A 24,719-nucleotide genomic window follows, 5' to 3' on the forward strand; every position below is an offset into this window, starting at 1 on the left:
GCAAAGGCAGTGTGCACGGCTCTCATCGGGTCGTGCACATTCACGGCATCAAGGGACAAGCTGGGGATCAGGGGATGTTGACACTCGACAGGCTTTTTATCGCTATCTTTTCGGCCGTGCTGCCAGCCGGAGTGGCCATGGCGCAGGATGACAGTCTGGGCTCGGAGGCCAACGACCCCACGGCCTCCGTCATGTCCTTCCAGCTGCAGGACTTCTACACCTACAAGTATCACAACCTCTCCGACGGTGACGGAAACCGCCTGCAGTTCCGCGCCGCCGTTCCGTTCACGCTGGGCGGTTACAGCAACATCTTCCGACTCACCGCGCCTTACGTGACCGACTCGCCGAATGACGCGAGCGGCTGGTCCGACATGACCCTGTTCGACCTTGTGACCTTCGACCGGTCATGGGGGCGATTCGGCGTGGGTGCGGTAGCGCTGCTGCCGACCGGGGAAGACGGCCTGAGCGCCGAGAAATGGGGCCTCGGTCCGGCCGTGGGCTTCGTGGCCAGCAAGCCCTGGGGGATCTGGGGGCTGTTCAACCAGAACGTGTTCACGGTGGCGGGAGATGACGACTACCGCGACGTGAATATCTCAATCGTGCAGCCGATCGTGAACTACAACCTGGGGAATGGCTGGTCGGCGGGGGCCTCCGACATGTCGGTCACCTATGACTGGGAGCGCCACGACTGGGTGAGCCTGCCCCTGGGCGTGGCCCTCAACAAGCTGGTCAGGATTCGACAGCATCCGGTGCAGTTCACGGCCAGCTACGAGCACAACTTCTACGATGAAGGCGTGAGTGCCTCGGACACCATCAATGTCACCGCGAAGCTGCTGCTGCCATAAGCGGTGGCGACCAGAACGAGACGCTGACGCGATATCCCGGCCTCCTCGAGCAACGATGCCCGATCATGGATGCGAGAAGCTGGGATCACGTCGTGAGGGTGGTCGCGGCCGTGTTTGGGCGAGCCTCCCTCGGCAGCTCATCTCTTGTCGGCTGTCGAGGATTGTTCCGTGGGTGATGGTTTGGTCGGGACGTCCATCGACCCAGGCGATCCGGCTCCGGTTCTCGTGTGAGGTCCATCACAGGAAGGCACTATGATACTTCGCAAGATTCTCCTCTCTCCGCTCCTCCATTTCTTCGTGCTGGGCCTGCTGATCTTTGCCGTATTCTCGGTCCTCGATGAGGAGGCCGCGGCGCCCGCGCCCGATGCGATCACCCTGACACCACAGAAGGCTTCGCGCCTGGCCGAGCAGTTCACGGCCACCTGGAATCGACCGCCCACGACGGAGGAGCTGGAGGGCCTGATGCGTGCCTGGGTGCTGGAAGAAGCCCATGTGCGAGAAGCCCTGGCGCTTGGCCTCGACAGGGGGGATGCGGTGATCCGGAACCGATTGAACCTCAAGATGCGCTTCCTGGCGGAGTCCGGGGCCGCGGCGCTGGAGCCGGACGACGCGACGCTGCAAGCGTATCTCGACCAGCATCGGGCGGACTTCGAGCGGCCGGCACGCATTGCCTTCCAGCAGGTCCAGCTGCCTCAGGGGCAGGCCGAAGAGGCCCGGGCGATCAAGACCGCACTGGAAGGGAATGCGTCTCCCTCGTCGCTGGGCGCGGCGAGCCTGCTGCCGATGTCGATGCCGATGACGGCGGCCCCCGCGGTCGACCGCCTGTTCGGCAAGGGGGTTCATGCGGCCCTGGTCGAAATGCCGACGGGGCGCTGGCAGGGGCCCGTCGAGAGCGCCTATGGCCAGCATCTGGTGCGCGTGACCAACCGCGCCGAGGCCGTGTTGCCGCCCCTGGCCGAGATCCGGGCGCGCGTCGAGGCCGAGTGGCGTGCGAAGAAGACTCAGGAAATGCGTGAGAGCTTCGGCGAAGCGTTGCTCGCGCGCTACTCCGTTACCATGCCCGAGGCGGCAGAGGTGCTGGCCCCATGAAGCGACTCCTGCTCGTCCTGATGCTGGTCTTGACGACATCGCTGCCGACCCTGGCCTCCGCCCATGCCCTCGATCCGGCCTACCTGGACCTGGTGTCCCTGAACCAGGATCGCTGGCGTGTGACCTGGAGGGTACCCAACGTGAGCGGCCGCCCGATGCCGCTCGAGGCACGCCTGCCCGATGCCTGTTCGTATGAGACGCCTCCGCCGCCGGATTTCGATGGACGTGCCTGGACGACCGGCTGGGTGGCCCGCTGCCCGGGTGGGCTTGCGAGCGGCGTGATCGAGATCGCCGGGCTGGATCGGACCAATACCGACGCTCTGGTCCGCTATGAGCTGACGCCGGGAGAAACGCAGGTCCATCGGCTGACCGCATCCGAGACCGCCTTCTCGGTGCCCGAGGAGGCCGGAGTCGTGGGCATCCTGAGCAGCTATATCGCGCTCGGCGTGACGCATATTCTCGAAGGCATCGACCACCTGCTGTTCGTCTTCGCGCTGCTGCTGCTGATTCGCCAGCGGACCCGCCTGCTGTGGGCCATCACGGCGTTTACCGCGGCGCACAGCATCACGCTGGTGGCCGCCTCGCTCGGCTGGCTCAGGGTGCCGCCGCCGCCCGTTGAGGCCGTGATCGCGCTCTCCATCGTGTTCCTGGCCTATGAGCTGTCCCTGCCGGCCGAGGCCCGAGATCCCTTCGCTACTCGTTTCCCCTGGCTGGTGTCCTTTGCCTTCGGCCTGATCCACGGGCTGGGTTTTGCCGGCGCGCTGCGCGAGATCGGCCTGCCGGACGGCGATATTCCGCTGGCACTGTTTGCCTTCAATGTCGGCGTCGAGCTGGGCCAGGTGATGTTCATTGCTTTCGTGTTGATGGTCGGCGTCGCGGCCCGGCACCTGTATCCCGGCATTCGCCAGTGGGCGGCAGGCATGACGAGAGGCGCCAGCTACGCCATAGGTGGTCTGTCCGCGTTCTGGGTCATCGAACGGGTCGCCGCGTTCTGACGCCTTGTCGAGCCTGCCGCGCTCAGCGGTGGGCCAGCCCTTCCTCCAGCAGCTCGCCCAGCGGCTCCAGCTGGCTCTCGTGGAGCAGCAGCACGCTCTCGCCGGATTCTCCCTCGACGGGGCACATCACGGCGAACTCGCCTTCCTCCAGGTGGAACTCGTGGATCTCGCGGGTGCCTTCGGTCGTCTCGCAGCGAATCGCGCGGTAGGCCTCGTCCTCGCCGTAAATCAGTCGATGATAGACCTTGAAGAAGGTGTAGAGCGTGAGCCCCCGGGTGAAGGCCGGCCAGCGTGCCGGATTGGCGCGGGTCTCGGCGTCGATCTCGATTCCCTCGCTGGCGGCGGCAGCGAGGGCGGCAGTCAGCGGCTCGGCGAGCAGGATGGCAGCCTCGCCGGGCAGCGGCGCCAGCGCCTCGACGGCCTCTCGGTAGCGTTCGGCCACGGCGTGCAGGTCGGCCAGTGCACGCAGCGGATGGTCACTGTGCCGCAGCGCCTCGGGGGCGCAGCCGCCGTTCTCCCAGCCGTGGATCACCCTCAGCGTCAGGCGCCCCTGGCGCATCGGGGCCTCCAGCAGGGCCTGCAGGGCCACGCGCAGATGGAGCAGGCGTTCGCCGACCCGGTTGTCGAAGGCGGTGTAGGGGTCGGCGAAGATCCGGTGCAGGCAACCGGGGGCGTGTTCATGGGCTTCGGTAAACGGCATGGCGGGCTTCCGGGGTGTGGCGCGTTCGAATGTCGGCGTCGTTGTGTCATGATGGCGCGGCCATCCGGATATCGGCCATTCGAGCATTGTCTTGAGGGCCGTCGAGGATCGCCACCACAATTCATTCACTGTCGCCAGGGGAGTCATGCCGAGGGCATGGCTGAGAGAGCGTTCGTCGCTGACCCTGGAACCTGATCCGGTTCATGCCGGCGGAGGAAGTGCGACATGCCTTATCTGACGTCAGCCGTGCTTGGCGCGGCGCTTCTGTGTTTCACCGTTCTGGGCCTGCGTGCCCGTCGGGCCGACGGGCCGCTCGACGACTACGTCACCGCCCGCAACTCCCAGTCGGCCTCGACCCTGGGACTGTCCTTCCTGGCCTCCGGGATGGGCGCCTGGATCCTCTTCGCGCCGCCCGAGATCGGCGCCTTCGTCGGCCCGCTGGGCCTGGCCGGCTATGCCATCGGCTCGGCGCTGCCGTTCATCGTGCTCGGTACCTTTGGCCCGGCCATCCGTCGCCGCCTGCCCGAGGGGCGCAGCATCGGCGAGTACGCCGAGGCCTGCTTCGGCACCGGCATCCGCCGCTGGGTCGCGCTGGTCTCGGTGCTGTACATGGGCTGCTTCCTGGCCGCCGAGCTGACCGCCATCGGCGCCATCACCGGGCTGCTGTCCGACGTGCCGGTGGCACTGGTGGTGGTCGGCGTGGCGCTGGCGACCCTGCTCTACACGGCGCTCGGTGGACTGCGCGCGAGCCTCGCCACCGATCGCTGGCAGGCCTGGCTGCTGCTGGCCCTGCTGCTGGTGGTGGGCGGCGTGGCGTTCGCCCGGCTGCCCGAGCTGCCGGGCGAGGCCGCGCTGCCGTCGATACCCGCCGCCGATGCGCTGTCCGTGGCGCTGACGCTGGTGATCGCGGTGACCGCGGCCAACCTCTTCCACCAGGGCTACTGGCAGCGGGTCTGGGCGGCCCGGGACGACCGGGCGCTGGGCCGCGGTGCCTGGCTGGGCGGCGGTATCACCGTGCTGGTGGTGGCGGTGGTCGGCGGGCTGGGCATGCTGGCCGCCATGGCGGGCGTGTCGCTGGGCGAGCCGCCGATTCCCTTCTTCGCGCTGCTGGCCGAGGCCCCGGGCTGGCTGGCGCTGCCGGCGCTGGTGCTGGCGGTGACGCTGGTGGCCTCGAGTGTCGACACGTTACAGAACGGCATTGCCTCGCTGGTGGTGGCCGGCAGCGGCCGGCGCGGTCTGTCACTGGGAGCGGCCCGCTGGGTCACCGTGGCGCTGATGGTGCCGGTGGTGGCGATCGCCCTGCAGGGGCTCTCGGTGCTGCGGCTGTTCCTGATCGCCGATCTGCTGTGCGCGGCCATCGTGGTGCCGGTGCTGCTGGGGCTGTGGGCGCGGATGAGCGCCACCGCGGCGCTGGCCGGCGGCATCGCCGGTCTGGCGGGCGCGGTGCTGCCGGGCTGGATCGTCTCGGGCAGCGCGCTCGCGGGCCTGCTGGCGGTGAGCTTCCCCGGCGGCGTGCCGACCCTGCCGCCCTTCCTCGGTGCGCTCGCGGTCTCCAGCGCGGTGGCGCTGCTGGTGGCCTGGTGGCGTCCGGCCGTGGTCCAACGTACGGCCTGACCGGTTGCCAGGCCGCGGGATGACGGCCACCCTCTGAAGGTTCCCCCGCATCGATCAGAGGAGGCTGCATCATGAGCGATACGCCAAAGGATCCCCGTCGACGCCATTCCGCCCCGGTGGTGGATGGCGTCGGCAAGTCGGCCAGCCGCGCCATGCTGCGCGCGGTGGGTTTCGAAGACGCCGACTTTTCCAAGCCCCAGGTGGGCATCGCCTCCACCTGGAGCCGGGTCACGCCCTGCAACAGCCACATCGGCGAGCTGGCCGAGCAGGCCAGTACCGGTGCCGATGCGGCCGGCGGCAAGGGCGTGATCTTCAACACCATCACCATCTCCGACGGCATCGCCAACGGCACCGAGGGCATGAAGTACTCGCTGGTGTCGCGGGAGGTGATCGCCGATTCCATCGAGACGGTGGCGGGCTGCGAGGGCTTCGACGGCCTGGTGGCCATCGGTGGCTGCGACAAGAACATGCCGGGCTGCCTGATCGGCCTGGCGCGGCTGAACCGTCCCGGCGTCTTCGTCTACGGCGGCACCATCCTGCCCGGGGCGGGGCACACCGACATCGTCTCGGTGTTCGAGGCCATGGGCGCTCACTCCCGCGGCGACCTGGACCGCATCGAGCTCAAGCAGATCGAGGAAACGGCGATTCCCGGCCCTGGCGCCTGCGGCGGCATGTACACCGCCAACACCATGGCCTCGGCGATCGAGGCGCTGGGCATGAGCCTGCCGGGCAGCTCGGCGCAGAACGCCGTGTCGCAGGAGAAACGCGACGACTGCCGTGCGGCGGGAGAGGCGGTGCTTGAACTGCTCGAGCGCGGCATCACGCCCGCCGACATCATGACCCGCGAGGCCTTCGAGAACGCCATCACCGTGGTCATCGCCCTGGGCGGCTCGACCAATGCGGTGCTGCACCTGATCGCCATGGCCGACGCCATCGGCGTGTCGATCACCCTCGACGACTTCACCGCGATCGGCAAGCGCGTGCCGGTGCTCGCCGACCTGCGGCCCAGCGGACGTTACATGATGAGCGAGCTGGTCGAGATCGGCGGCATCCTGCCGCTGATGAAGATCCTGCTCGACGCCGGGCTGCTGCACGGCGACTGCCTGACCGTGACCGGTCGGACGCTGGCCGAGAACCTGTCGGGCGTCGAGCCCTATCCTGACGGCCAGGACATCATCGCTCCGCTCGAGGCGCCGCTGAAGGCCCAGAGCCACCTGCGCATCCTGCGCGGCAACCTGGCGCCGGAGGGCGCGGTGGCCAAGATCACCGGCAAGGAGGGCACGCGCTTCTCGGGTACGGCCCGGGTGTTCGGCTCCGAGGAGGAGGCCCAGGCGCGCATCAACGACGGCAGCGTGGTGGCCGGTGACGTGGTGGTGATCCGCTACGAGGGGCCGCGGGGCGGGCCCGGCATGCGCGAGATGCTGACCCCGACCTCGGCGATCATGGGACGCGGGCTCGGCAGCGAGGTGGCGCTGATCACCGACGGCCGCTTCTCGGGCGGCAGCCACGGCTTCGTGGTCGGCCACATCACCCCCGAGGCCTTCGACGGCGGCCCGCTGGCACTGGTGGAGGACGGCGATGCCATCACCATCGATGCCGAGGCCGATACCCTCGAGGTGGCCCTGAGCGACGCCGAGCTCGCGCGTCGCCGTGCGGCCTGGCAGCGGCCGGCGCCGCGCTATACCCGCGGGGTGCTGGCCAAGTACGCCCGCACGGTCGGGCCGGCCTCCGAAGGCGCGGTGACCGATCGCCCGGACTAGCGCCGCGCTCGTGATCGATGCCAGACGCGACGGCGCCGCCCTCAGGGGCGGCGTCGTCGTTCGTTGCATGGCGGGCGATACGCTACCCGGCCGGGGGGCCTACTGGGAGATGGCCTGGTTCATCATGTCCTCGAAGGTCATGGCGTCCTCGGGCAGCGTGAAGCGGGAGGCGGCCGGGGTCTCGTCGGACAGCGATGCGATCCGGAAGCGATCGCCGAAGCTCAGCATGCCGAGCCCGCGTTCTTCCAGCGCCATGGCGATGGGGTCGGGGTCGCCGGTCATGGTCCGCTGGTAGGCGTGAAAGGCGCTCATCAGCTCGCGGACCCGGGCGTCGTCGCTCAGCACCAGGGTGTCGTCATGGGCGTTGCCGGCCTTGTCGGTCCAGGCCAGCTGGTAGACGTCACCCTCGAGGCCGGCGACGGTCTGCTGTTCGCCGGTTGCCTCGAGGGACTCGACCGAGTCGGCCTGCTGGCTGGTCAGCCCGGCGACGGCCTGGTCGTTGCCCATGCTCTCGGCCATCTCCTTGAGCCGCGCCATGTCCATGACCATGGTCTGGCCCTGCATCTGGCTGACCATGTAGCCCTTGCCGTCCTTGAGCAGCATGTAGCCGGCCTGAGCCTGCTGCGGGAAGTCCATGCGCAGGTCGTCGCCGGCCCAGCTGACCTGCATGGTGGCGTTGCCCTGGCCGGACTGGCTCTCGAGGATGGCCTGGCCGTCGGCCAGGGCGGGCAGCGAGACGGCCAGCAGCAGGCCGGTCATGAGGTGGCGCATCGGGAATCTCCCTGATCTCGAATCCATGGGGCTTGAGGGCCGGCGAGACCGGCCCGCGGGGCCTGAGTCGCGGGCGAGCGCGTCGCCAGGCGGCTAGGGCGGCGTGAGTTCGTGGTCGATGGTGCAGCGCAGTGCCTGTAGCTCATCGAGGGTGAGCTGCTCCAGGCGGCCGGCGAGGAGGTCGCTGATCTTCTGCATCGGCAGGCCCGCGCGGCGGGCGATCTCGCGGTTGCCGAGATCCGATACGGCGATCAGCCGGGTGATGATACGCATGAGTCGCGTACGTTGTTCCAGGTCCCTGACGTCGAGGTCAGGGCATCGTCGCGGAGGGTCGAGGAGTTCCGCGTTGGAAGGGCTTGCCGTGCTCATGATGCTCCAGAGGACAGAATCGACTGCCACAGCATGAAGCCTTTTGCGGCGTTTCGCCAGTGTCCAAAAGGGGGAGTCGGCCAGATTCGGCGCCGACCGTCGCACGATGGCGGAAATCGCCAAAGGAGGGGCGGGCGGGGAACGTCGAAGTGTTTGAAGTCGCTGGGAATGTTGTTTATTTTGCACGTCGTTGCATAAATACAACGCGATCTGCCGCGACACAAGGACACTGTAAAATGAACAGCGATACAACGCATCTTTCTCGCGTGCTGGCGCGCAAGGACGTGCTGGCCCTGGCCTTCGGCGCCATGATCGGCTGGGGCTGGATCGTGATGACCGGCAACTGGATCCAGTCGGCGGGCAGCCTGGGGGCGATCACCGCCTTCCTGATCGGCGGTGCGGTGATCGTGCTGGTGGGCCTGACCTATGCCGAGCTGGCCTCGGCCATGCCTCAGGTGGGCGGCGAGCACGTCTACAGCTATCGCGCCATGGGCCATTTCCCTTCCTTCCTGTGCACCTGGGCGATCACGCTCGGCTATGTCAGCGTGGTCTCCTTCGAGGCCGTGGCGCTGCCCACGGTGGTCGAGCACCTGTTCCCGCACTATGCGGTGGGGCAGCTGTGGACCCTCGCCGGCTGGGACGTGAAGGCCACCTGGGTGGCGGTCGGCATGGCCGGCGCGGTGGCGATGACCGCCATCAACTACTTCGGCGTGCGCACCGCCGCCCTGGTGCAGAAGGTGGTGACCCTGCTGATCCTGGCGGTGGGCGTCATGTTCATCACCGGTGCCCTTTTCGAGGGCCATACCACCACCATGGAGCCGCTGTTCAACGTCGAGGGCGGCGTGATCGGCGGCATCATGACGGTGATCATCATGGTGCCGTTCATGTTCGTCGGCTTCGACGTCATCCCCCAGGCCGCGGAGGAGATCGACCTGCCGTTCAAGGAGATCGGTCGGGTGCTGATGATCTCGGTCGTCATGGCGGTGTTCTGGTATGCCCTCATCATTCTCGGCACCGCCCTGATGCTGGACCCGGCGGCGCTGGCCGAGAGCTCGCTGGCGGTGCCGGCGGCCATGCAGGCGGTCTTCCAGACGCCCTGGGCGGAGAACCTGATGATCCTGGCGGGTATCGCCGGCATCATCACCAGCTGGAATGCCTTCTTCATCGGCGGCTCTCGCGCCATCTATGCGCTGGCGCACTCCGGCATGCTGCCGGCCTTCCTGGCCAAGCTGCACCCCGAGCATCGCACGCCGACCAATGCCGTGCTGCTGATGGGCGCGCTGTCCGCCGCCGCGCCGCTGCTGGGGCGTCCGGCGCTGGTCTGGCTGGTGGTCGCCGGCGGGCTGGGCATCGTCATCGCCTACCTCTTCGTGTCGCTGTCCTTCGTGCTGCTGCGCCGCCGCGAGCCCGACATGCCGCGTCCGTTCAAGGTGCGCCGCGGCAAGACCGTGGGTGCGTTGTCGGTGATCCTCTCCCTGGCGCTAATCGGCCTCTACCTGCCCGGCAGCCCGTCGGCCCTGTCGCCCTTCGAATGGGCGCTGTTCGCCGGCTGGATGCTGATCGGCCTGGCGCTCTATGTCTGGTCGCGGGCCCACTACGGTGTCGACTACAGCGACCGGATGATGCAGCGCGAGCTGGCGGGTACCTCGTCCTGACGAACCGGCCAGCGCCGTCCGCCTGATTGAGACCCCGGCCCGTGGCCGGGGTCTTTCGTTGTTCGGCGTTCGACATCGGTCGTGCCGGGCTCGCAAGTGTTGATGTTTTATAAAAATGTAGATATTTTTGGCGCATCGATCCTCGACACCCTGGAGACCCCGATGACCGCGCTGACCCGGATTCCCGACATCGCCATGCCGCTGCCCGCCGACCTGGAGGGCTTCACCCTGACGCCGTCGGCGCAGTCGCCGCGGCTGCTGCGGATGACTTTCTCCCGCGAGGTCGTCGAGGCCTTCGTCGAAGCCGTGGCCGACTGGCCGGTGCAGGCGCTGGAGTACAAGTCGATGCTGCGTTTTCGGGTGGCGAAGCTGCTCGACGACCTGTGCGGCAACACCCTGCAGCCGGTGCTGATCAACACCCTGGTGGATCGTGCCACGGGCGGGCTGCAGGTGGTGCCCGAGGGCCTGGACGACGTCGAACAGGCCGAGGACATGGTCAAGTTCGCCACCGCCGTGGCGCACCTGATGGGGCGCTCCAACTTCGATGCCATGAGCGGCCAGTACTATGCGCGCTTCGTGGTCAGGAACGTCGACGAGTCCGACAGCTATCTGCGCCAGCCTCATCGGGTGATGGAGCTGCACAACGATGGCACCTTCGTCGAGCAGGTCACCGACTACGTGCTGATGATGAAGCTCGACGAGCGGCACATGCAGGGCGGCGATTCGCTGCTGCTGCACCTGGACGACTGGGAAGACCTCGAGCGCTTCTATCGTCATCCGCTGGCGCACCGCGAGATGCGCTGGGCGGCGCCGCCCAGCAAGAAGGTCGCCAGGGACGTCTTCCATCCGGTGTTCGACGTGGATCGCGAGGGGCGGCCGATCATGTCCTACATCGACCAGTTCGTGCAGCCGAAGGACTTCGAGGAGGGCAACTGGCTGTGCGAGCTCTCCGAATCGCTGGAGGGCAGCGCGGGGATCCTCTCGGTGCCCAATCCGGTGGGCAGCTTCCTGCTGATCAACAACCACTTCTGGCTGCACGGCCGGGATCGTTTCACCCCGCATCCGGAGCTGCGCCGCGAGCTGATGCGCCAGCGCGGCTACTTCACCCATGCCTCGACGCGCCCCCAGCGTTGAAGCGGGCGGCGACGTCGGATCGCGCCCCGGGGGTATAACGGGGCATGACCGGGCCACGCCGTCTTCGCGGCGTGGCCCACGCTCATCGCAACGAGGACGGCATGTACGATTTCATCATCATCGGCGGCGGTATTCTCGGCATGTCCACCGCCATGCAGCTCAAGCAGGCCTATCCGGACCGTCGGATGCTGGTGCTGGAGAAGGAGCGCGAGCCGGCCTGCCACCAGACCGGCCATAACAGCGGGGTGATCCACGCCGGGGTCTACTACACCCCGGGCAGCCTCAAGGCGCGCTTCTGCCTGGAGGGCAAACGCGCCACCAAGGCCTTCTGCGACGCCCACGACATTCCCTACGACAGCTGCGGCAAGCTGCTGGTGGCCACCAACGATCTGGAAAAGCAGCGCATGCAGGCGCTGTGGGAGCGCACCGAGGCCAACGGCCTCGAGCGCGAGTGGCTGGGGCCCGAGGCGCTGGCCGAGCGCGAACCCAACATCACCGGCGTCGGCGGCATCTTCGTGCCGTCCAGCGGCATCGTCGACTATCGCGCCGTGACCCGCGCCATGGCCGGCGAGTTCGAGCGGATGGGCGGCGAGATCCGCTACGGTGCCAAGGTGACCGGGCTCGAGGAGCGGCGCCAGGAGGTGGTGGCGAGCACGAGCCTCGGCGAGTTCAGCGGGCGTTATCTCGTGACCTGCTCGGGGCTGATGGCCGATCGGGTGGTGCGCATGCTGGGCCAGGACCCGGGCTTCACCATCTGCCCCTTCCGCGGCGAGTACTACCGGCTGCCCGAGCGCCACAACGCCATCGTCAATCACCTGATCTACCCGATTCCGGACCCGTCGATGCCGTTTCTCGGCGTGCACCTGACGCGCATGATCGACGGCTCGGTCACCGTGGGGCCCAACGCCGTGCTGGCCTTCAAGCGCGAGGGCTATCGCAAGCGCGACATCTCGCCGCTCGACCTGGCGCGGATGTTCACCGATCCGGGCATCCTGCGGGTGCTGGGCAGGAACCTGCGCCCGGGGCTTGCGGAGATGAAGAACTCGCTGCACAGGCGCGGCTATCTCGAGCTGGTGCGCAAGTACTGCCCGAGCCTGACCCTCGAGGACCTGGAGCCCTATCCGGCCGGGGTGCGCGCCCAGGCGGTATCGCGGGACGGCAAGCTGGTCGATGACTTCCTGTTCGTCAACACGTCGCGCACGGTGAACGTGGGCAACGCGCCGTCACCGGCGGCCACCTCGGCGCTGCCGATCGGCGCCCATATCGTGGCCAAGGTGAAGGAGCTGGTCGGAGACTGAGCGAGACGTTGAAAGGCGGTCGCCGGCCAGCGCTACAGTAGTAGCCGTATCGACGTTGGTGGTGTGGTCGTTTCGATGGCGGGCTGCTAGCGTTTTTTCCAGGCGGATCGGCGAGTTAGCGACTGGCTCGGCGCTGCCCCAACAAACACAACAATTCTCTCGAATCGTCTGCAGGAGGCTTCATGCGCGCACTCAAGACGGCACTCGCCGCGACACTTCTGGTGGCCGCCGCACCCGCGGCCCTGGCTCAGCAGCAGCTGTCCATCGCCACCGGCGGCACCGGCGGCACCTACTATCCCTACGGCGGCGGCCTCGCCGAGCTGATCAACAAGCACGTCGACGGCTATGACGCCGTGGCCGAGGTCACCGGCGCTTCGGTGGAGAACATGGGGCTGATCTGGCGCGGCGACTCCGACCTGGCGCTGGCGCTGGCCGATACCGTCTATCAGGCCTACACCGGCACCGGCGACTTCGAGGGCCGCCAGCTCGACAACGTTCGCGCCTTGGCGTCGATCTATCCCAACGCCGTGCAGATCGTGACCATGGCCGATTCCGGCATCGAGTCGCTCTCCGACCTCAAGGGCAAGGTCGTGTCGGTGGGCGCGCCGGGCAGCGGCACCGAGATCAACGCCAGCACCCTGCTGGAGGCCAACGGCATCACCTACGACGACATCGATGCTCGCCGCCTCAACTTCAACGAGACCGCCGATGCCATCCGCGACGGCGACATCGATGCCGGTTTCTGGAGCGTGGGGCCGCCCACCAGCTCGATCATGAACCTGGCCACCACCCGCGACATCCGCCTGATCGGCCTGACCGACGAGGAAATCGCCAACGCCAAGGACGAGGAGCCGGTGTTCGCCGCCTACGAGCTCAAGTCCGGCCTCTACGAGGGCATGGAGGATCCGGTGCAGACCATCGGCATCCCCAACGTGCTGGCGGTGAGCAGCGAGATGGACGATGACCTGGCCTACCGGATCACCAAGGCGCTGTTCGAGTACACCGACGAGCTGATCGCCATCCATCCGGCGGCCAACGACACCACCGTCGAGTTCAGCGTCGACTCCACGCCGATCGCCTTCCATCCCGGCGCGCTGCGCTACTACGAGGAAGTGGGCGCCGAGATCTCCGACCGTCAGCGTCCCTGAGGCGCGCCGACATGTCGTTGATGACCCAGGGGCGAGCCGCGAGGCTCGCCCCATCGTCGTGGTGGGCGCCGATGCTGGGCCTGCTGATGGGGCTGTTCGCACTGCCGGCGCTGGCCGACTGCCCCAGCCATGAGCTGAAGGTGCGCGCAGCCGACGGCCGGCTGCTGGTGCGGCTGCCGATGCCGGCAGGCGAGGGCTGGTGCCTGGCCTGGAACCACTCGGTGGAGGGCTTCACCGTCCACGACTGCTACCGCAACGTCGAAGGCCGCATGGTGCTCCAGCGCAGTCACCTGCCTGACTTCGCCGCCGGCCTCGACCACATTCCCGGGCGCGGCCGCCAGGTCTCCGACGGCCACGGCGGCTACTGGATCGAGGACCTCGACGAGCCGGTCCCCGGTGACGCCTACCGGCTGAGAGTGGGCGCGATGCGCGTCGATCATCGCCTGGTCAGCCGTCCCGAGGGCGCGCCGCTGGCAACGCTGCTGACGAACGCCCGGGACTGCCGCGCCGGTGAGCGCTACGCCGCTGACCTCGTGGCCCTGGCCGCCGAGCCGCCAGTCGTCGTGAGCCTGAGCGAGCTCGCCGCCAACCAGCGCGTGACTCTGGCGCTGGAACCTCTGGCGCTCGAGCCTCCCGCCGAGCGCGACGAGACGCCCTGACATGACCCTGCCCCCCTGTGACATTTCGAGAGAGACACGCCCATGAGCGAAGCGGGTTCTTCCCCCATCGTCCCCGGTAGCCAGGCGCCGCACTCGCGTCCGGTGCTGTGGCTGATCAGCCTGGTGGCCGTGGCGCTGTCGCTGTTCCAGCTCTATTCCGCCGGCATCCAGCCGCTGGGGCTGTTCTACCAGCGCAGCATCCACCTGGCGCTGATCATGATGCTGGCGTTTTTGATGTTTCCGGTGTTCGGGCCTCGTCACAAGCGCGGTGCGGTCGGCGGGCTGATCGACCTGGCGTTCTTCGCCGGGGCGGTGATCACCGGCGGCTACATGACGCTGTATCTCGACGACATCATCAATCGCGCCGGCTTCTGGAGCCAGACCGACATCACGGTCGGCATCATCGCCACCGTCACCGCGCTCGAGGCCAGCCGCCGGGCGGTGGGGTTCGGCATGACGGTGATCGGCGTGCTGGCGATCCTCTACGCCTTCGCCGGCCCGCGCGGCGAATTGCCCTGGCTCGGCGAGTGGCTGCCCGGCATCCTGGAGCACCGCGGCTACGGCCTGGATCGCCTGGTCGGGCAGCTCTACCTGGGCCAGGAGGGCATCTTCGGCCTGCCCATGGGCGTGGCGGCCACCTACATCTTCATCTTCGTGCTGTTCGGCGCTTTCCTCGAGATCACCGGCGCCGGCAAGTTCTTCATCGACCTGGCCTACGCCGCCACCGGCCGCCAGCGCGGCGGGCCGGCCAAGGCGGCGGTCATTGCCTCGGCCGGCATGGGCTCGATCTCCGGCAGCGCCATCGCCAACGTGGTGACCACCGGCGCCTTCACCATTCCGCTGATGAAGCGACTGGGCTACAAGCCCCATCAGGCCGGCGGCATCGAGGCGGCGGCCTCCACCGGCGGCCAGATCATGCCGCCACTGATGGGCGCCGGCGCCTTCCTGATCGCCGAGTACACGCGGATGCCCTACCTGGACGTGGTCAAGGTCAGCATCCTGCCGGCGATCATGTACTTCGGCACCGTCTACCTGTTCGTGCACATCATCGCCCTGAAGCAGGGCATGCAGGGCATGGCCAGGAGCGAGCTGCCGCAGCTGCGCGACGTGATGGCCGCCGGCTGGCACTTCCTGCTGCCGCTGGCGGTGCTGGTATGGCTGCTGGTGATGAACATGTCGCCGATGCGGGTGGGCTACTACGCCATCCTCACAATGCTCGCGGTGGCGGCGCTGCGCTTCGCGGTGTGGTTCTTCTTCGTCGCGCCCAGGCGCGGCGAGCCGGTCACCGGGGCGGCGCTGGTCCAGGCGCTGAAGCAGGGCGGGCTCAAGGTGATCGAGGGCCTGGAGCTCGGCGCGCGCAATGCCGTGGCGGTGTCCATGGCCTGCGCCGTGGCCGGCATCATCGTCGGGGTGGTGGGCCTCACCGGGCTGGGGCTCAAGTTCTCGGCCATGATGATGGCGTTCTCCGACGGCAACCTGCTGCTGGCGCTGGTAATGGTGCTGCTGGCCAGCCTGGTGCTGGGCATGGGGCTGCCGGTGACCGCCAGCTACATCGTGCTGATCGTGCTGGTGGGGCCGGCGCTGACCTCGGAGTTCGGCGTGCCGCTGCTGATCGCCCACCTGGTGGTGTTCTGGTACTCCCAGGATTCCAATGTCACACCGCCCATCGCGCTGGCGGGCTTCGCCGGGGCGGCGATCGCCGGGGCCAAGCCGATGGACACCGGCTTCCAGGCCTGGAAGTTCGCCAAGGGGCTCTACCTGATCCCGCTGTTCATGGTCTTCAATCCGGAGATCATCATGGGCGGCCCGCTGCCACTGTTGGTCTGGACCACGCTGACCGCCTTCCTGGCCTTGGCCGCCTTCGCCGCGGCGCTGGAGGGCTACCTGTTCACGCGCATGTCGGCGCCGGTGCGGCTGGTGCTGCTGCCGGCCATCGTCGGGGTCTTCTACCCGAGCCTGATCGCCGAGGCCGCGGGTGCGGCGGTGATGGCGCTGGCGCTGGTGGGCAACTGGATCGCTAGCCGCAGGGAGGCCGCCGTGGCCGGTTGAGGGCTTTCCCTGCGGTCGGACACATGGCCAGACGACACACGGCCCCGCCCGGATGATCCGGACGGGGCCGTGTCGTTGACGCGATGGCCTTACTGGGAGGACTGAGCGTCGTCCTCGGTCATCTCGTCGACTTCCTCCGCGGCGCTGTCGGCGGCGTCTTCGGTCGCTTCGGCGACATCGGCGGCGGCGTCCTGGGTGGCGTCGACCGCGTCGCCGGCGGCGTCCTGAGTGGCATCCGCGGCATCTCCGGCCGCGTCCATGGCGTCATCGGCGGTGTCGGCCGCGGCGTCGCCGGCCTGGTCCACGGCGTTCTCGGTGTCTTCCAGCGCCTGGCCGGCGATGGAGCCCTGGCTTTCCACCGGCTCCAGGCTCACGGTGATCGGCGCCTGCTCGGCATCCGGGCCGACCTCGACCTGATGGCGCTGCGGGCTGGTCCACAGCAGGTTGCCGTCGGCGTCGCGGATCTCGGCGCGCAGGGCGTGGGCATGGCCCGGGTCGACCTGGTCGGTCGGGTAGTCGAGGCTGAACTCGACCGGGTCGCTGCCGGTGACGTCGACCATGGTCTCGGAAATGGTGGTGGCCGGCGCGTCGGCCCGGGCCACGTCGAGCAGGCTGACCGTGACCCGCGCGTCGTCCGGCAGCGGGGTGTCGGTGGCGACGAACTCCAGCACGCCCTCGAGGGTCTTGCTGGCCTGCTGCTCGCCGTCCTGAGAGGCCTGTTCGCTGCCGGTCGTCTGTTCGGTCTGAGTGGCGGTATCGGCCGCACTCTGTTCACTGTCGTCGGCCTGGTCGCAGCCGGCCAGCGCCAGGGTGCCGGTCAGGGCTGCCGCAATGAAAAGTTGACGCTTCATGGTCGGTCTCCTTCAACACGTGTGCCGTGTATGGGTGTGTGGTCGCGTCCCTGTCGACCGCTTCGATCATCACCCTATCAAGCTAATCTGCAGGAAGGTTGAAACCCGCTGTCGCCGGATGGCGACGAGATGGCGGCACGGGGTGCGGCAGCATTCGGGACGTTCTGCCGCGATCGCCTACCTTCACGGCGCGTGGGAGAGGTAGGCGTGGTGCGGCTCTGTTAGAATAGTGGGTTCCCAATTTTCATCACCCGCCCGCGGCGATGGCTGCGAGGCGGCGACACCCCCGTTTTTCAGGAGCCCAGGATGACAGCATCGAAGGAGACACCGCGGGTCGGCGTGATCATGGGGTCGAAGTCCGACTGGCCGGTCATGGAGCATGCAGTGACCATGCTCGAGCGCCTCGGCGTGCCCTACGAGACCCGCGTCGTCTCGGCCCACCGCACCCCGGACCTGCTGTTCGACTACGCCAAGTCCGCCGCCGAGCGCGGCCTGCAGGTGATCATCGCCGGCGCCGGCGGCGCGGCCCATCTGCCGGGCATGGTAGCCTCCCAGACCGCGCTGCCGGTGCTCGGCGTGCCGGTGGAGTCCAAGTCTCTCAAGGGGCTGGATTCGCTGCTGTCGATCGTGCAGATGCCCGGCGGCATCGCCGTGGGCACCCTGGCCATCGGCAAGGCCGGCGCCACCAACGCCGGCCTGATGGCGTCCCAGATCGTCGGCCTGCAGGATGCCGAGGTGCTCAAGGCCGTGGAGGCCTTTCGCGCCGAGCAGACCCAGACCGTGCTGGACAACCCCGATCCGCGACCCGAGTCCGAGTAAGAGCGAGGCAACCACGATGAACATCGGCGTACTGGGAGCCGGCCAGCTGGGCCGGATGCTGGCCCTGGCGGGCTATCCGCTGGCCAACCGTTTCACCTTCCTCGACACCACCGGCAACCCCAGCGCGGGGATCGGTGATGTGATGGTGGACACCGATCAAAAGCACCTCGAGAGCTTTCTCGACAAGGTCGACCTGGTCACCTACGAGTTCGAGCACCTGCCGGTCTCGCTGGTGCGGGCGATCGAGGAGCGCAAGCCGGTCTATCCCGGCAGCGAGGCGATCCGCGTCTGCCAGCACCGCGCCGAGGAGAAGGCGCTGTTCGATCGGCTGGCCATCCCGACCCCGGCCTATCGGCTGGTGGACAGCGCCGAGGCGCTGGAGGCCGCGGTGCGCGAGCTGGGCACGCCGGTGGTCGCCAAGTCCGTCACCGAGGGCTACGACGGCAAGGGCCAGGCGGTGATCAAGGACCCGGCTGACGCCGCCGAGGCCTGGCGCTCGATCAACCACCCGCGGCTGATCGTCGAGGCCTTCGTCGACTTCGTGCGCGAGGTGTCGATCATCGCCGTGCGCGGCCGCGACGGCGAGGTGGTCTTCTACCCGATGGCCGAGAACGTCCACGTCGACGGCATCCTGCGCTATTCGGTGGCGCCGATGCCGGACCTGGACGACGCCGTCCAGCAGACCGCGGACGGCTACATCCGCGCGCTGCTCGACGAGCTCGACTACGTCGGCGTGCTGACCCTGGAGCTGTTCCAGACCCGCGACGGCGCTCTGCTGGCCAACGAGATGGCCCCCCGGGTGCACAACTCCGGGCACTGGACCCAGGACGGCGCGGTGACCAGCCAGTTCGAGAACCACCTGCGCGCCATCCAGGGCCTGCCGCTGGGCAGCACCGCCGCCCGCGCGCCGACCTGCATGGTCAACGTGATCGGCCGCGAGGGCGACCCGGCGAAGCTGCTCGAGATCGACGACGCCCACCTGCATCGCTATGACAAGGGCGAGCGCCCGGGTCGCAAGCTGGCCCACGTCAATCTGGTGGCGCCGACTCACGAGGCGCTGCTGGAAAAGGTCCGCGCCTGCGCGGCCCTGCTGCCCGACGCCCCGGCGCCGAGCTTCAGCTTCGAGTGAGACTTCGCCTTATCGGCCGAGACGAAAAAGGCCGCGCCCCTCGGGCGCGGCCTTTTGCATGCTTCCATGGGGTAGACCGATAGACTCTTGCCTCGCACCTCGCACCTCGCACCTCGCACCTCGCACCTCGCACCTCGCACCCCCCACCCCGCACCCCGCACCCCGCCCCCCGCCCCTCGCCCCTCATCCCATCAACACCCAGCTGGCCAGCCCGCCGCCGCCCACCAATAGCGCGAACAGGATCAGCGCCAGCAGGAAAGGCTTCGGCCCCAGGGCGCGCAGCCGGGAAAGGCGCGTCTCGAACCCCAGCGCCGCCATGGCCATGGTCAGCGCCAGCTGGCCGAGCTGCACCAGGGCCGCGTGCAGCGGGGCGGGCAGGGCGACCAGGCTGTTGAACGCGACCATGGCCAGGAAGCCGAAGGCGAACCAGGGAATCACCAGGCCGCCGCGATCGCCGCTTTCGGCGCCGCTCGCCTGCCGGCGCATCCACCACTGGCCGACGATCAGCAGGAAAGGTACCAGCAGCATCACCCGCACCAGCTTGACGATCACCGCGTTGGCCAATGCCTCCGGGCCCACCGCCTCGCCGGCGGCCACCACCTGGGCGACCTCGTGCACGGTGGCGCCGATATAGATACCGAACAGCCCCTGCTGCAGGTCCAGCAGCGAATAGAGCAGCGGATAGATCAGCATCGCCAGCGAGCCGAACAGCACCACCGTGGCCACCGCCATGGAGGTGGCGGCGGGGCGCGCGCGAATGGTCGACTCGGTGGCCAGCACCGCGGCGGCCCCGCAGATGGCGCTGCCGGCGCTGGTCAGCAGTGCCGTGTCGCGGTCGAGCCCCAGCAGCCGAGTGCCGATCCAGTAGCCGCTGGCCAGCACGGCGGCGATCACCAGCGCGTCCAGCACCAGCACCTTCGGCCCCAGGCCGACCACCTGCTGCAGCGTCAGCGAGAGCCCGAACAGCACGATGCCGCCGCGCAGCAGCCGGCGGGTGGCGAAGGCGAGCCCCGGGCCGGCCTGGCTCAGCTGTCGAGACAGGCGCCGGGGCAGGGGCAGGTTGCCGGCCACGATGCCCAGCAGCAGTGCCAGCACCAGCGGGCTCACGCTGGCCTCGGCGATCATCGGCAGCCGCGAGAGCGCGGTGCCGCCGAGGGTCAGCAGGGTACAGATCGCAAGGCCTTGCCACATGAGATAGGGCTCCGGACGGTGTGAGGGGCGGATGTTGTGAGCGCGGTGCGCTATCGTCATGCTAGGCACTGATAGCTCATATGGTTATCAGCTAATAACGAACCTCCTCTTCGGAAAAACCGATATGTCGCCCCAGGTCAGCTTCCGCCAGCTCCAGGTCTTCGCCAGCGTCGCGCGGCTTGGCACGGTCAGCGCCGCCGCCGAGGCGCTGTCGCTCTCCCAGTCGGCGACCAGCCAGGCGCTGGCCGACCTGGAGCGCCAGCTCGGCGTGGCGCTGTTCGAGCGCCCGGGCCGGCGGCTGGTGCTCAACGAACTGGGACGCGGCCTGCTGCCCCGCGCCGAGGCGCTGCTCGACGACCTGGCCGGCTTCGTCGCCGCGGCCCGCGAGCCCGAGGGCGAGCTGCGCGGCTCGCTGGACGTCTCGGCCAGCGCCACCGTGGGCACCTATCTGCTGCCCGGGCTGGTGGGGTGCTTCAGCGAGGCGCATCCGAACGTCGAGCTGCGCCTGCGGCTGCGCAACACCCACGAGGTGGTCGGCGACGTGCTGCGGCTGGAGGCCGATCTGGGGCTGATCGAGGGCGAGTGCCGCGAGCCGGCGCTGGTCAGCGAACCCTGGTGCGAGGACCGGCTGGTGGTGGTGGCCGCGCCCGGCCACCCGCTGGCGAGCGGCGGCCTCGAGGACGGCGATCTGGCCGAGGCCGGCTGGATCCTGCGCGAGCCGGGCTCCGGCACCCGCGAGGTGTTCGAGCAGGCCATGCGCGACCGTGGCCTGTCGCCCCGGGTGCGCATGGCGCTGGGCCAGCACGAGGCGATCAAGCAGGCGGTGCTGGCGGGGCTGGGGCTCGGCTGTCTGTCGGCGCTGAGCGTGGCCGGCGAGCTCGAGCGCGGCGAGCTGATGGCGCTCGACAGCCGATTGGTGCTGCGCCGCACCTTCTCGCTGGTGTGGCACCCCGATCGCTACCGCAGCCCGCTGTGGCAGGCCTTCAAGGTGTTCCTCGTCGAGTCCCGGGACGACCGCATCGGCCGAGTCCCGTGACGCTCCCTCGAGCGAGTCGCCGCTTTCTTGATCTGGCCCCGGAGCGCCGTCGCGAGGCTGGCATACACTGAAGGCCAGTCGAGGCGTCAGGGGGCGGGCAGCGGATGAGCCGGGAGGGCGACAGGACAGGCGGTGGCGCGTCGGCAACGCTCGCGCCGGGGGCGATCTTGGCCGTGCGCGGCAACGTGGTCGATGCGCGCTTCGACGCCGGCCTGCCGCCGCGCGGCCGCATGCTGCGGGCCGGGCCGGCGCCGGGGGTGGTGCTGGAGGTGCAGTCGCACCTCGACCCGCACCGGGTGCGCTGCATCGCCTTGCAGCCGACCCGGCGCCTGGGCCGCGGCATGCCGGTGGCGGACAGCGGCGGCCCGCTGACCATTCCGGTGGGCGAGGGCCTGCTGGGACGCATGCTCGACGTCTTCGGCGAGCCGGTCGACGGCCTGGGCCCGCTCGAGGCCGAGCGGCGCTGGCCGATCCACCGTTCGCCGCCGTCGCTTGCCGAGCGCACCACCGCCGACGAGATCTTCGAGACCGGCATCAAGGCCATCGACCTGCTGGCGCCGCTGGAGCGCGGCGGCAAGGCCGGCATGTTCGGCGGCGCCGGAGTCGGCAAGACGGTGCTGATCAACGAGCTGATCCACAACATGGCCCAGGCCTACGCCGGGGTCAGCCTGTTCTGCGGCATCGGCGAGCGCCTGCGCGAGGCCGAGGACATGTACCGCGCCATGGCCGAGGCCGGGGTGCTCGAGAAGACGGTGCTGATCTACGGCCAGATGAACGAACCGCCCGGCGCGCGCTTCCGGGTCGGCCACGCGGCGCTGTCGATCGCCGAGCACTTCCGTGACGTGGCCCGTCGCGACGTGCTGCTGCTGATCGACAACATCTTCCGCTTCGTGCAGTCCGGCACCGAGGTCTCGGGGCTGATGGGGCGCATTCCCTCCCGGGTCGGCTACCAGCCCACCCTGGCCAGCGAGCTGGCCGAGCTCGAGGAGCGCATCTGCAGCGCCCGGGGCGCCAGCATCACCTCGGTGCAGGCGGTCTACGTGCCGGCCGACGACCTCACCGACCCCGCCGCCACCCATATCTTCGCCCACCTCTCGGCGTCCATCGTGCTCTCCCGCCAGCGGGCCAGCCAGGGGCTCTATCCGGCCATCGATCCGCTGCAGACCGACTCCAAGATGCTCAACCCCGGGGTGGTCGGCGAGCGCCACTACCGGGTGGCCCAGGCCGTGCGTGCCACCCTCGCCGAGTACGAGGAGCTCAAGGACATCATCGCCATGCTTGGCCTCGAGGAGCTGTCCCGGGAGGACCGCGCCACGGTGAGCCGGGCGCGACGCCTCGAGCGTTTCCTGACCCAGCCCTTCTTCACCACCGGCCAGTTCACCGGCAAGGGCGGGCGGCGGGTCGCGCGGGACGACACCCTGGACGGCTGCGCGCGGATCCTCGCCGACGAGTTCGCCGACCTGCCCGAGCGGGCCCTGTACATGATCGGCACGGTGGAGGAAGCACGAGACGATGAGGCAAGAGACGGCGAGGCCGGCGATGGCGATGTGACGGAGGGCGCCCATGGCGAGCGGACCGATGCCTGACGGCCACATGCGGCTGCAGGTGCTGCTGCCCACCGAGGTGCTGGTCGACGAGCCGGCGCGGCGGATTCTCGCCGTGGCCGAGGACGGCGCCTTCTGCCTGCTGCCGCGCCATATCGACTTCGTGACCGCCCTGGTGCCCGGGGTGCTGCTGTTCCACGACGCCGACGATGTTGAACGCTGCCTGGCGGTGGATCGCGGGCTGCTGGTCAAGTGCGGGCACCGGGTCCGGGTCTCGACCCCGGACGGCGTGCGCGGCGAGCCTCTCGAGTCGCTGCAGGCGCTGGTCGAGGAGCGCTTCCTGGCCCTCGACGATCAGGCGCGCCGTACCCGCTCGACCCTGGCACGCCTGGAGGCGGGCACCCTGAAGCGCTTCCGCCAGCTGCAGGAAAGGCGCCATGGCTGAGCCGCCGCGTCGCTCGCAACAGGGCCAGCGACAGGGCTTGAGAAAGGACAGCCGTCTCGGCCACGAGGTGGGGCGCCAGGCCGAGCGCAAGCGACGCGCCCGGGCGCGCGGGAACCGAGTGGCCTGGTTCGGCCTGGGCACGTTCGGCCTGGTGGGCTGGTCGGTGGCCATTCCCACCCTGGCGGGGATCGCCTTCGGCGTGTGGCTGGACCGTCGGACCGAGGGGCCGGCGTCGTGGACGCTGACCTTCCTGCTGATCGGCGTGATCCTCGGCTGCCTCAACGCCTGGTACTGGATTCGACAGGAGAGCTCTGATGACGACTGATCTTCTCGCCGGCCTGGACGGGCCGCTGCTGGCCGGGGCGCTGCTGGCGGGCGTCGGCCTCGGCGCCGCCTTCTTCGGCGGCCTTTGGTGGACGGTGCGGCGGCTGCCGACGGTGAACCATCCGGCCGCCTGGCTGCTGGCGAGCCTGGTGCTGCGCTTCGCCCTGGTGCTGGCCGGGCTCTGGTGGCTGGTGACCGAGGGCGGGGCCGAGGCCGGGCTGGCCGCGGCGCTGGGCCTCGCCCTGGCGCGCTGGGCGCTGGTGCGGCGGCTCGGCCCGCGGGCGCCGACCGGAGCGCTGCGGCCATGACCCTGGGGCCCGACAGCGAGGTGGTATGGCGCTGGGGCGAGGCTGCGCTGACCGCCACCCTGGTCAACACCTGGCTGGTGATGGGGCTTTTGACGCTCGGCGCCTGGTGGCTGACGCGGCGGCTGTCCGACGGCCCGTCGCTGTCGCGCTGGCAGAACCTGCTGGAGAGCCTGGTCAGCGGCATCGACGACCAGATCCGCCAGGTCAGCCACCAGCCGCCGGCGCGCTACCGGCCCTTCGTCGGCACCCTGTTCCTGTTCATCGCCGTGTCCAACCTGCTCGAGGTGGTGCCCGGCTTCGCCTCGCCGATGGGATCGCTGTCGACCACCACGGCGCTGGCGATCTGCGTGTTCGTGGCGGTGCCGCTCTACGGCATCGCCCGGGAGGGGCCGCTGGGCTATCTGCGCCACTATCTCCAGCCCAGCTGGCTGATGCTGCCGTTCAACGTCATCGGTGAGCTGTCGCGCACCGTGGCGCTGGCGGTGCGCCTGTACGGCAACATCATGAGCGGCACGCTGATCGTGGCGATCCTGCTCGGCCTCACGCCCTATGTGTTCCCGGTGCTGATGCAGCTGCTGGGGCTTTTGACCGGGATGATCCAGGCCTACATCTTCGCCGTGCTGGCCATGGTGTACATCGCCTCCGCCGCGTCCGCGCAGCGCGAGCGACGCCAGGTGCCGCGGCCCACCGAGGGAGGAAACACCCATGGATAGCCTCACCCTGATCGGCATGGCGTCGATCGTCACCGCCGGCCTGACCATCGCCATCGGCTGCATCGGGCCGTCGCTGGGCGAGGGGCGGGCCGTGTCCCAGGCGCTCTCGGCCATCGCCCAGCAGCCCGACGAGGCCTCGACCATCACCCGTACCCTGTTCGTCGGGCTGGCGATGATCGAGTCCACCGCCATCTACTGCTTCGTGGTGTCGATGATCCTGATCTTCGCCAATCCCTTCTGGGACCAGCTCGTCGCTGCGGCAGGGCGCTGAGC

The 24,719-nt window shown here is 69.0% G+C and carries 25 protein-coding genes and 1 riboswitch; of the genes, 20 read left to right on the forward strand and 5 right to left on the reverse strand.

Annotated elements, in window-relative coordinates:
- Nucleotides 1–74 precede the first annotated feature (74 nt).
- The 3 genes from MYL53_RS08990 to MYL53_RS09000 all read left to right on the forward strand — a co-directional run bounded on the left by MYL53_RS08990 (nt 75) and on the right by MYL53_RS09000 (nt 2,929).
- The gene (locus tag MYL53_RS08990; protein WP_247853366.1) at nt 75–845 is read left to right on the forward strand and encodes a hypothetical protein; all 771 of its coding nucleotides are present in this window, start codon (nt 75–77) and stop codon (nt 843–845) included.
- 252 nt (nt 846–1,097) lie between these two features.
- Entirely contained in the window at nt 1,098–1,934 is an 837-nt protein-coding gene (locus MYL53_RS08995; RefSeq protein WP_247853368.1) for a peptidyl-prolyl cis-trans isomerase, read from the forward strand.
- Nucleotides 1,931–2,929, forward strand: a complete 999-nt coding sequence (locus MYL53_RS09000; protein WP_247853370.1) for a HupE/UreJ family protein — start codon at nt 1,931–1,933, stop codon at nt 2,927–2,929. Before MYL53_RS08995 ends, MYL53_RS09000 begins: the two co-directional genes overlap by 4 nt.
- Before the next feature lie 22 nt (nt 2,930–2,951).
- Here the strand turns inward: MYL53_RS09000 and MYL53_RS09005 are convergent, their stop codons facing one another.
- A complete protein-coding gene (locus MYL53_RS09005) occupies nt 2,952–3,629 on the reverse strand; it encodes a hypothetical protein (RefSeq protein ID WP_247853371.1) in 678 nt (225 codons plus the stop codon).
- A gap of 126 nt (nt 3,630–3,755) precedes the next feature.
- A riboswitch (TPP riboswitch) is annotated at nt 3,756–3,865 on the forward strand.
- Between MYL53_RS09005 and MYL53_RS09010 the strand changes: the two genes are divergently transcribed.
- A complete protein-coding gene (locus MYL53_RS09010) occupies nt 3,855–5,243 on the forward strand; it encodes an SLC5/6 family protein (protein WP_247853373.1) in 1,389 nt (462 codons plus the stop codon). Its footprint overlaps the riboswitch before it by 11 nt.
- 71 nt (nt 5,244–5,314) lie before the next feature.
- Nucleotides 5,315–7,003, forward strand: a complete 1,689-nt coding sequence (gene ilvD, locus MYL53_RS09015; protein ID WP_247853375.1) for a dihydroxy-acid dehydratase — start codon at nt 5,315–5,317, stop codon at nt 7,001–7,003.
- A gap of 99 nt (nt 7,004–7,102) precedes the next feature.
- On the opposite strand, the gene MYL53_RS09020 is transcribed toward ilvD, so the two are convergent.
- The gene (locus MYL53_RS09020; protein ID WP_247853377.1) at nt 7,103–7,774 is read right to left on the reverse strand and encodes a hypothetical protein; all 672 of its coding nucleotides are present in this window, start codon (nt 7,772–7,774) and stop codon (nt 7,103–7,105) included.
- Between the two features lie 93 nt (nt 7,775–7,867).
- Nucleotides 7,868–8,143 (reverse strand): XRE family transcriptional regulator, encoded by a 276-nt coding sequence (locus MYL53_RS09025; protein ID WP_282103447.1) that lies wholly within the window; start codon nt 8,141–8,143, stop codon nt 7,868–7,870.
- A gap of 236 nt (nt 8,144–8,379) precedes the next feature.
- On the opposite strand from MYL53_RS09025, the gene MYL53_RS09030 reads away from it, so the two are divergent.
- The 6 genes from MYL53_RS09030 (at nt 8,380) to MYL53_RS09055 (ending at nt 16,086) form a co-directional block, all read left to right on the forward strand.
- Complete coding sequence (locus MYL53_RS09030; RefSeq protein WP_247853381.1) at nt 8,380–9,798, forward strand: APC family permease; 1,419 nt, start codon at nt 8,380–8,382, stop codon at nt 9,796–9,798.
- A gap of 162 nt (nt 9,799–9,960) precedes the next feature.
- Nucleotides 9,961–10,932: a glutarate dioxygenase GlaH gene (gene glaH, locus MYL53_RS09035; protein ID WP_247853383.1), complete on the forward strand. Its 972-nt coding sequence runs from the start codon at nt 9,961–9,963 to the stop codon at nt 10,930–10,932.
- 101 nt (nt 10,933–11,033) lie between these two features.
- A complete protein-coding gene (lhgO, locus tag MYL53_RS09040) occupies nt 11,034–12,230 on the forward strand; it encodes an L-2-hydroxyglutarate oxidase (RefSeq protein ID WP_247853385.1) in 1,197 nt (398 codons plus the stop codon).
- A 182-nt stretch (nt 12,231–12,412) separates the two neighbouring features.
- Nucleotides 12,413–13,378 (forward strand): TAXI family TRAP transporter solute-binding subunit, encoded by a 966-nt coding sequence (locus MYL53_RS09045; RefSeq protein ID WP_247853387.1) that lies wholly within the window; start codon nt 12,413–12,415, stop codon nt 13,376–13,378.
- Nucleotides 13,379–13,449: 71 nt separating this feature from the next.
- A complete protein-coding gene (locus tag MYL53_RS09050; protein ID WP_247853389.1) occupies nt 13,450–14,037 on the forward strand; it encodes a DUF1850 domain-containing protein in 588 nt (195 codons plus the stop codon).
- 42 nt (nt 14,038–14,079) lie between these two features.
- On the forward strand, nt 14,080–16,086 hold the full coding sequence (locus MYL53_RS09055) for a TRAP transporter permease (RefSeq protein WP_247853391.1): 2,007 nt from the start codon (nt 14,080–14,082) through the stop codon (nt 16,084–16,086).
- An 89-nt stretch (nt 16,087–16,175) separates the two neighbouring features.
- Here the strand turns inward: MYL53_RS09055 and MYL53_RS09060 are convergent, their stop codons facing one another.
- Nucleotides 16,176–16,937, reverse strand: a complete 762-nt coding sequence (locus MYL53_RS09060) for a YbaY family lipoprotein (RefSeq protein ID WP_247853392.1) — start codon at nt 16,935–16,937, stop codon at nt 16,176–16,178.
- Nucleotides 16,938–17,243: 306 nt separating this feature from the next.
- Here MYL53_RS09060 and purE point away from each other — a divergent pair, with 306 nt between their 5' ends.
- Together purE and MYL53_RS09070 are read left to right on the forward strand one after the other, a co-directional pair.
- The gene (gene purE / locus MYL53_RS09065) at nt 17,244–17,756 is read left to right on the forward strand and encodes a 5-(carboxyamino)imidazole ribonucleotide mutase (RefSeq protein WP_247853394.1); all 513 of its coding nucleotides are present in this window, start codon (nt 17,244–17,246) and stop codon (nt 17,754–17,756) included.
- A gap of 16 nt (nt 17,757–17,772) precedes the next feature.
- A complete protein-coding gene (locus MYL53_RS09070; protein WP_247853396.1) occupies nt 17,773–18,885 on the forward strand; it encodes a 5-(carboxyamino)imidazole ribonucleotide synthase in 1,113 nt (370 codons plus the stop codon).
- Nucleotides 18,886–19,068: 183 nt separating this feature from the next.
- Here the strand turns inward: MYL53_RS09070 and MYL53_RS09075 are convergent, their stop codons facing one another.
- On the reverse strand, nt 19,069–20,076 hold the full coding sequence (locus MYL53_RS09075) for a YeiH family protein (protein WP_247853398.1): 1,008 nt from the start codon (nt 20,074–20,076) through the stop codon (nt 19,069–19,071).
- Nucleotides 20,077–20,200: 124 nt separating this feature from the next.
- On the opposite strand from MYL53_RS09075, the gene MYL53_RS09080 reads away from it, so the two are divergent.
- The 7 genes from MYL53_RS09080 to MYL53_RS09110 all read left to right on the forward strand — a co-directional run bounded on the left by MYL53_RS09080 (nt 20,201) and on the right by MYL53_RS09110 (nt 24,717).
- A complete protein-coding gene (locus MYL53_RS09080) occupies nt 20,201–21,112 on the forward strand; it encodes a LysR substrate-binding domain-containing protein (RefSeq protein ID WP_247853399.1) in 912 nt (303 codons plus the stop codon).
- A gap of 104 nt (nt 21,113–21,216) precedes the next feature.
- The gene (gene atpD / locus MYL53_RS09085; RefSeq protein WP_247853401.1) at nt 21,217–22,698 is read left to right on the forward strand and encodes a F0F1 ATP synthase subunit beta; all 1,482 of its coding nucleotides are present in this window, start codon (nt 21,217–21,219) and stop codon (nt 22,696–22,698) included.
- On the forward strand, nt 22,676–23,101 hold the full coding sequence (locus MYL53_RS09090; RefSeq protein WP_247853403.1) for a F0F1 ATP synthase subunit epsilon: 426 nt from the start codon (nt 22,676–22,678) through the stop codon (nt 23,099–23,101). The genes atpD and MYL53_RS09090 overlap by 23 nt, the downstream gene beginning before the upstream one ends.
- Nucleotides 23,094–23,426, forward strand: a complete 333-nt coding sequence (locus MYL53_RS09095; RefSeq protein ID WP_247853405.1) for an AtpZ/AtpI family protein — start codon at nt 23,094–23,096, stop codon at nt 23,424–23,426. The genes MYL53_RS09090 and MYL53_RS09095 overlap by 8 nt, the downstream gene beginning before the upstream one ends.
- Nucleotides 23,416–23,733: an N-ATPase subunit AtpR gene (locus MYL53_RS09100; RefSeq protein ID WP_247853407.1), complete on the forward strand. Its 318-nt coding sequence runs from the start codon at nt 23,416–23,418 to the stop codon at nt 23,731–23,733. Before MYL53_RS09095 ends, MYL53_RS09100 begins: the two co-directional genes overlap by 11 nt.
- Nucleotides 23,730–24,446 (forward strand): F0F1 ATP synthase subunit A, encoded by a 717-nt coding sequence (locus MYL53_RS09105; RefSeq protein ID WP_247853408.1) that lies wholly within the window; start codon nt 23,730–23,732, stop codon nt 24,444–24,446. Before MYL53_RS09100 ends, MYL53_RS09105 begins: the two co-directional genes overlap by 4 nt.
- Nucleotides 24,439–24,717 carry a F0F1 ATP synthase subunit C gene (locus MYL53_RS09110; protein WP_247853410.1) on the forward strand — a complete coding sequence of 93 codons (279 nt, stop codon included), beginning with the start codon at nt 24,439–24,441 and terminating at the stop codon, nt 24,715–24,717. The genes MYL53_RS09105 and MYL53_RS09110 overlap by 8 nt, the downstream gene beginning before the upstream one ends.
- The last annotated feature ends 2 nt before the right edge of the window (nt 24,718–24,719 follow it).

The organism is Halomonas getboli (genome assembly GCF_023094245.1).
GTDB classification, from domain to species: domain Bacteria; phylum Pseudomonadota; class Gammaproteobacteria; order Pseudomonadales; family Halomonadaceae; genus Halomonas; species Halomonas getboli.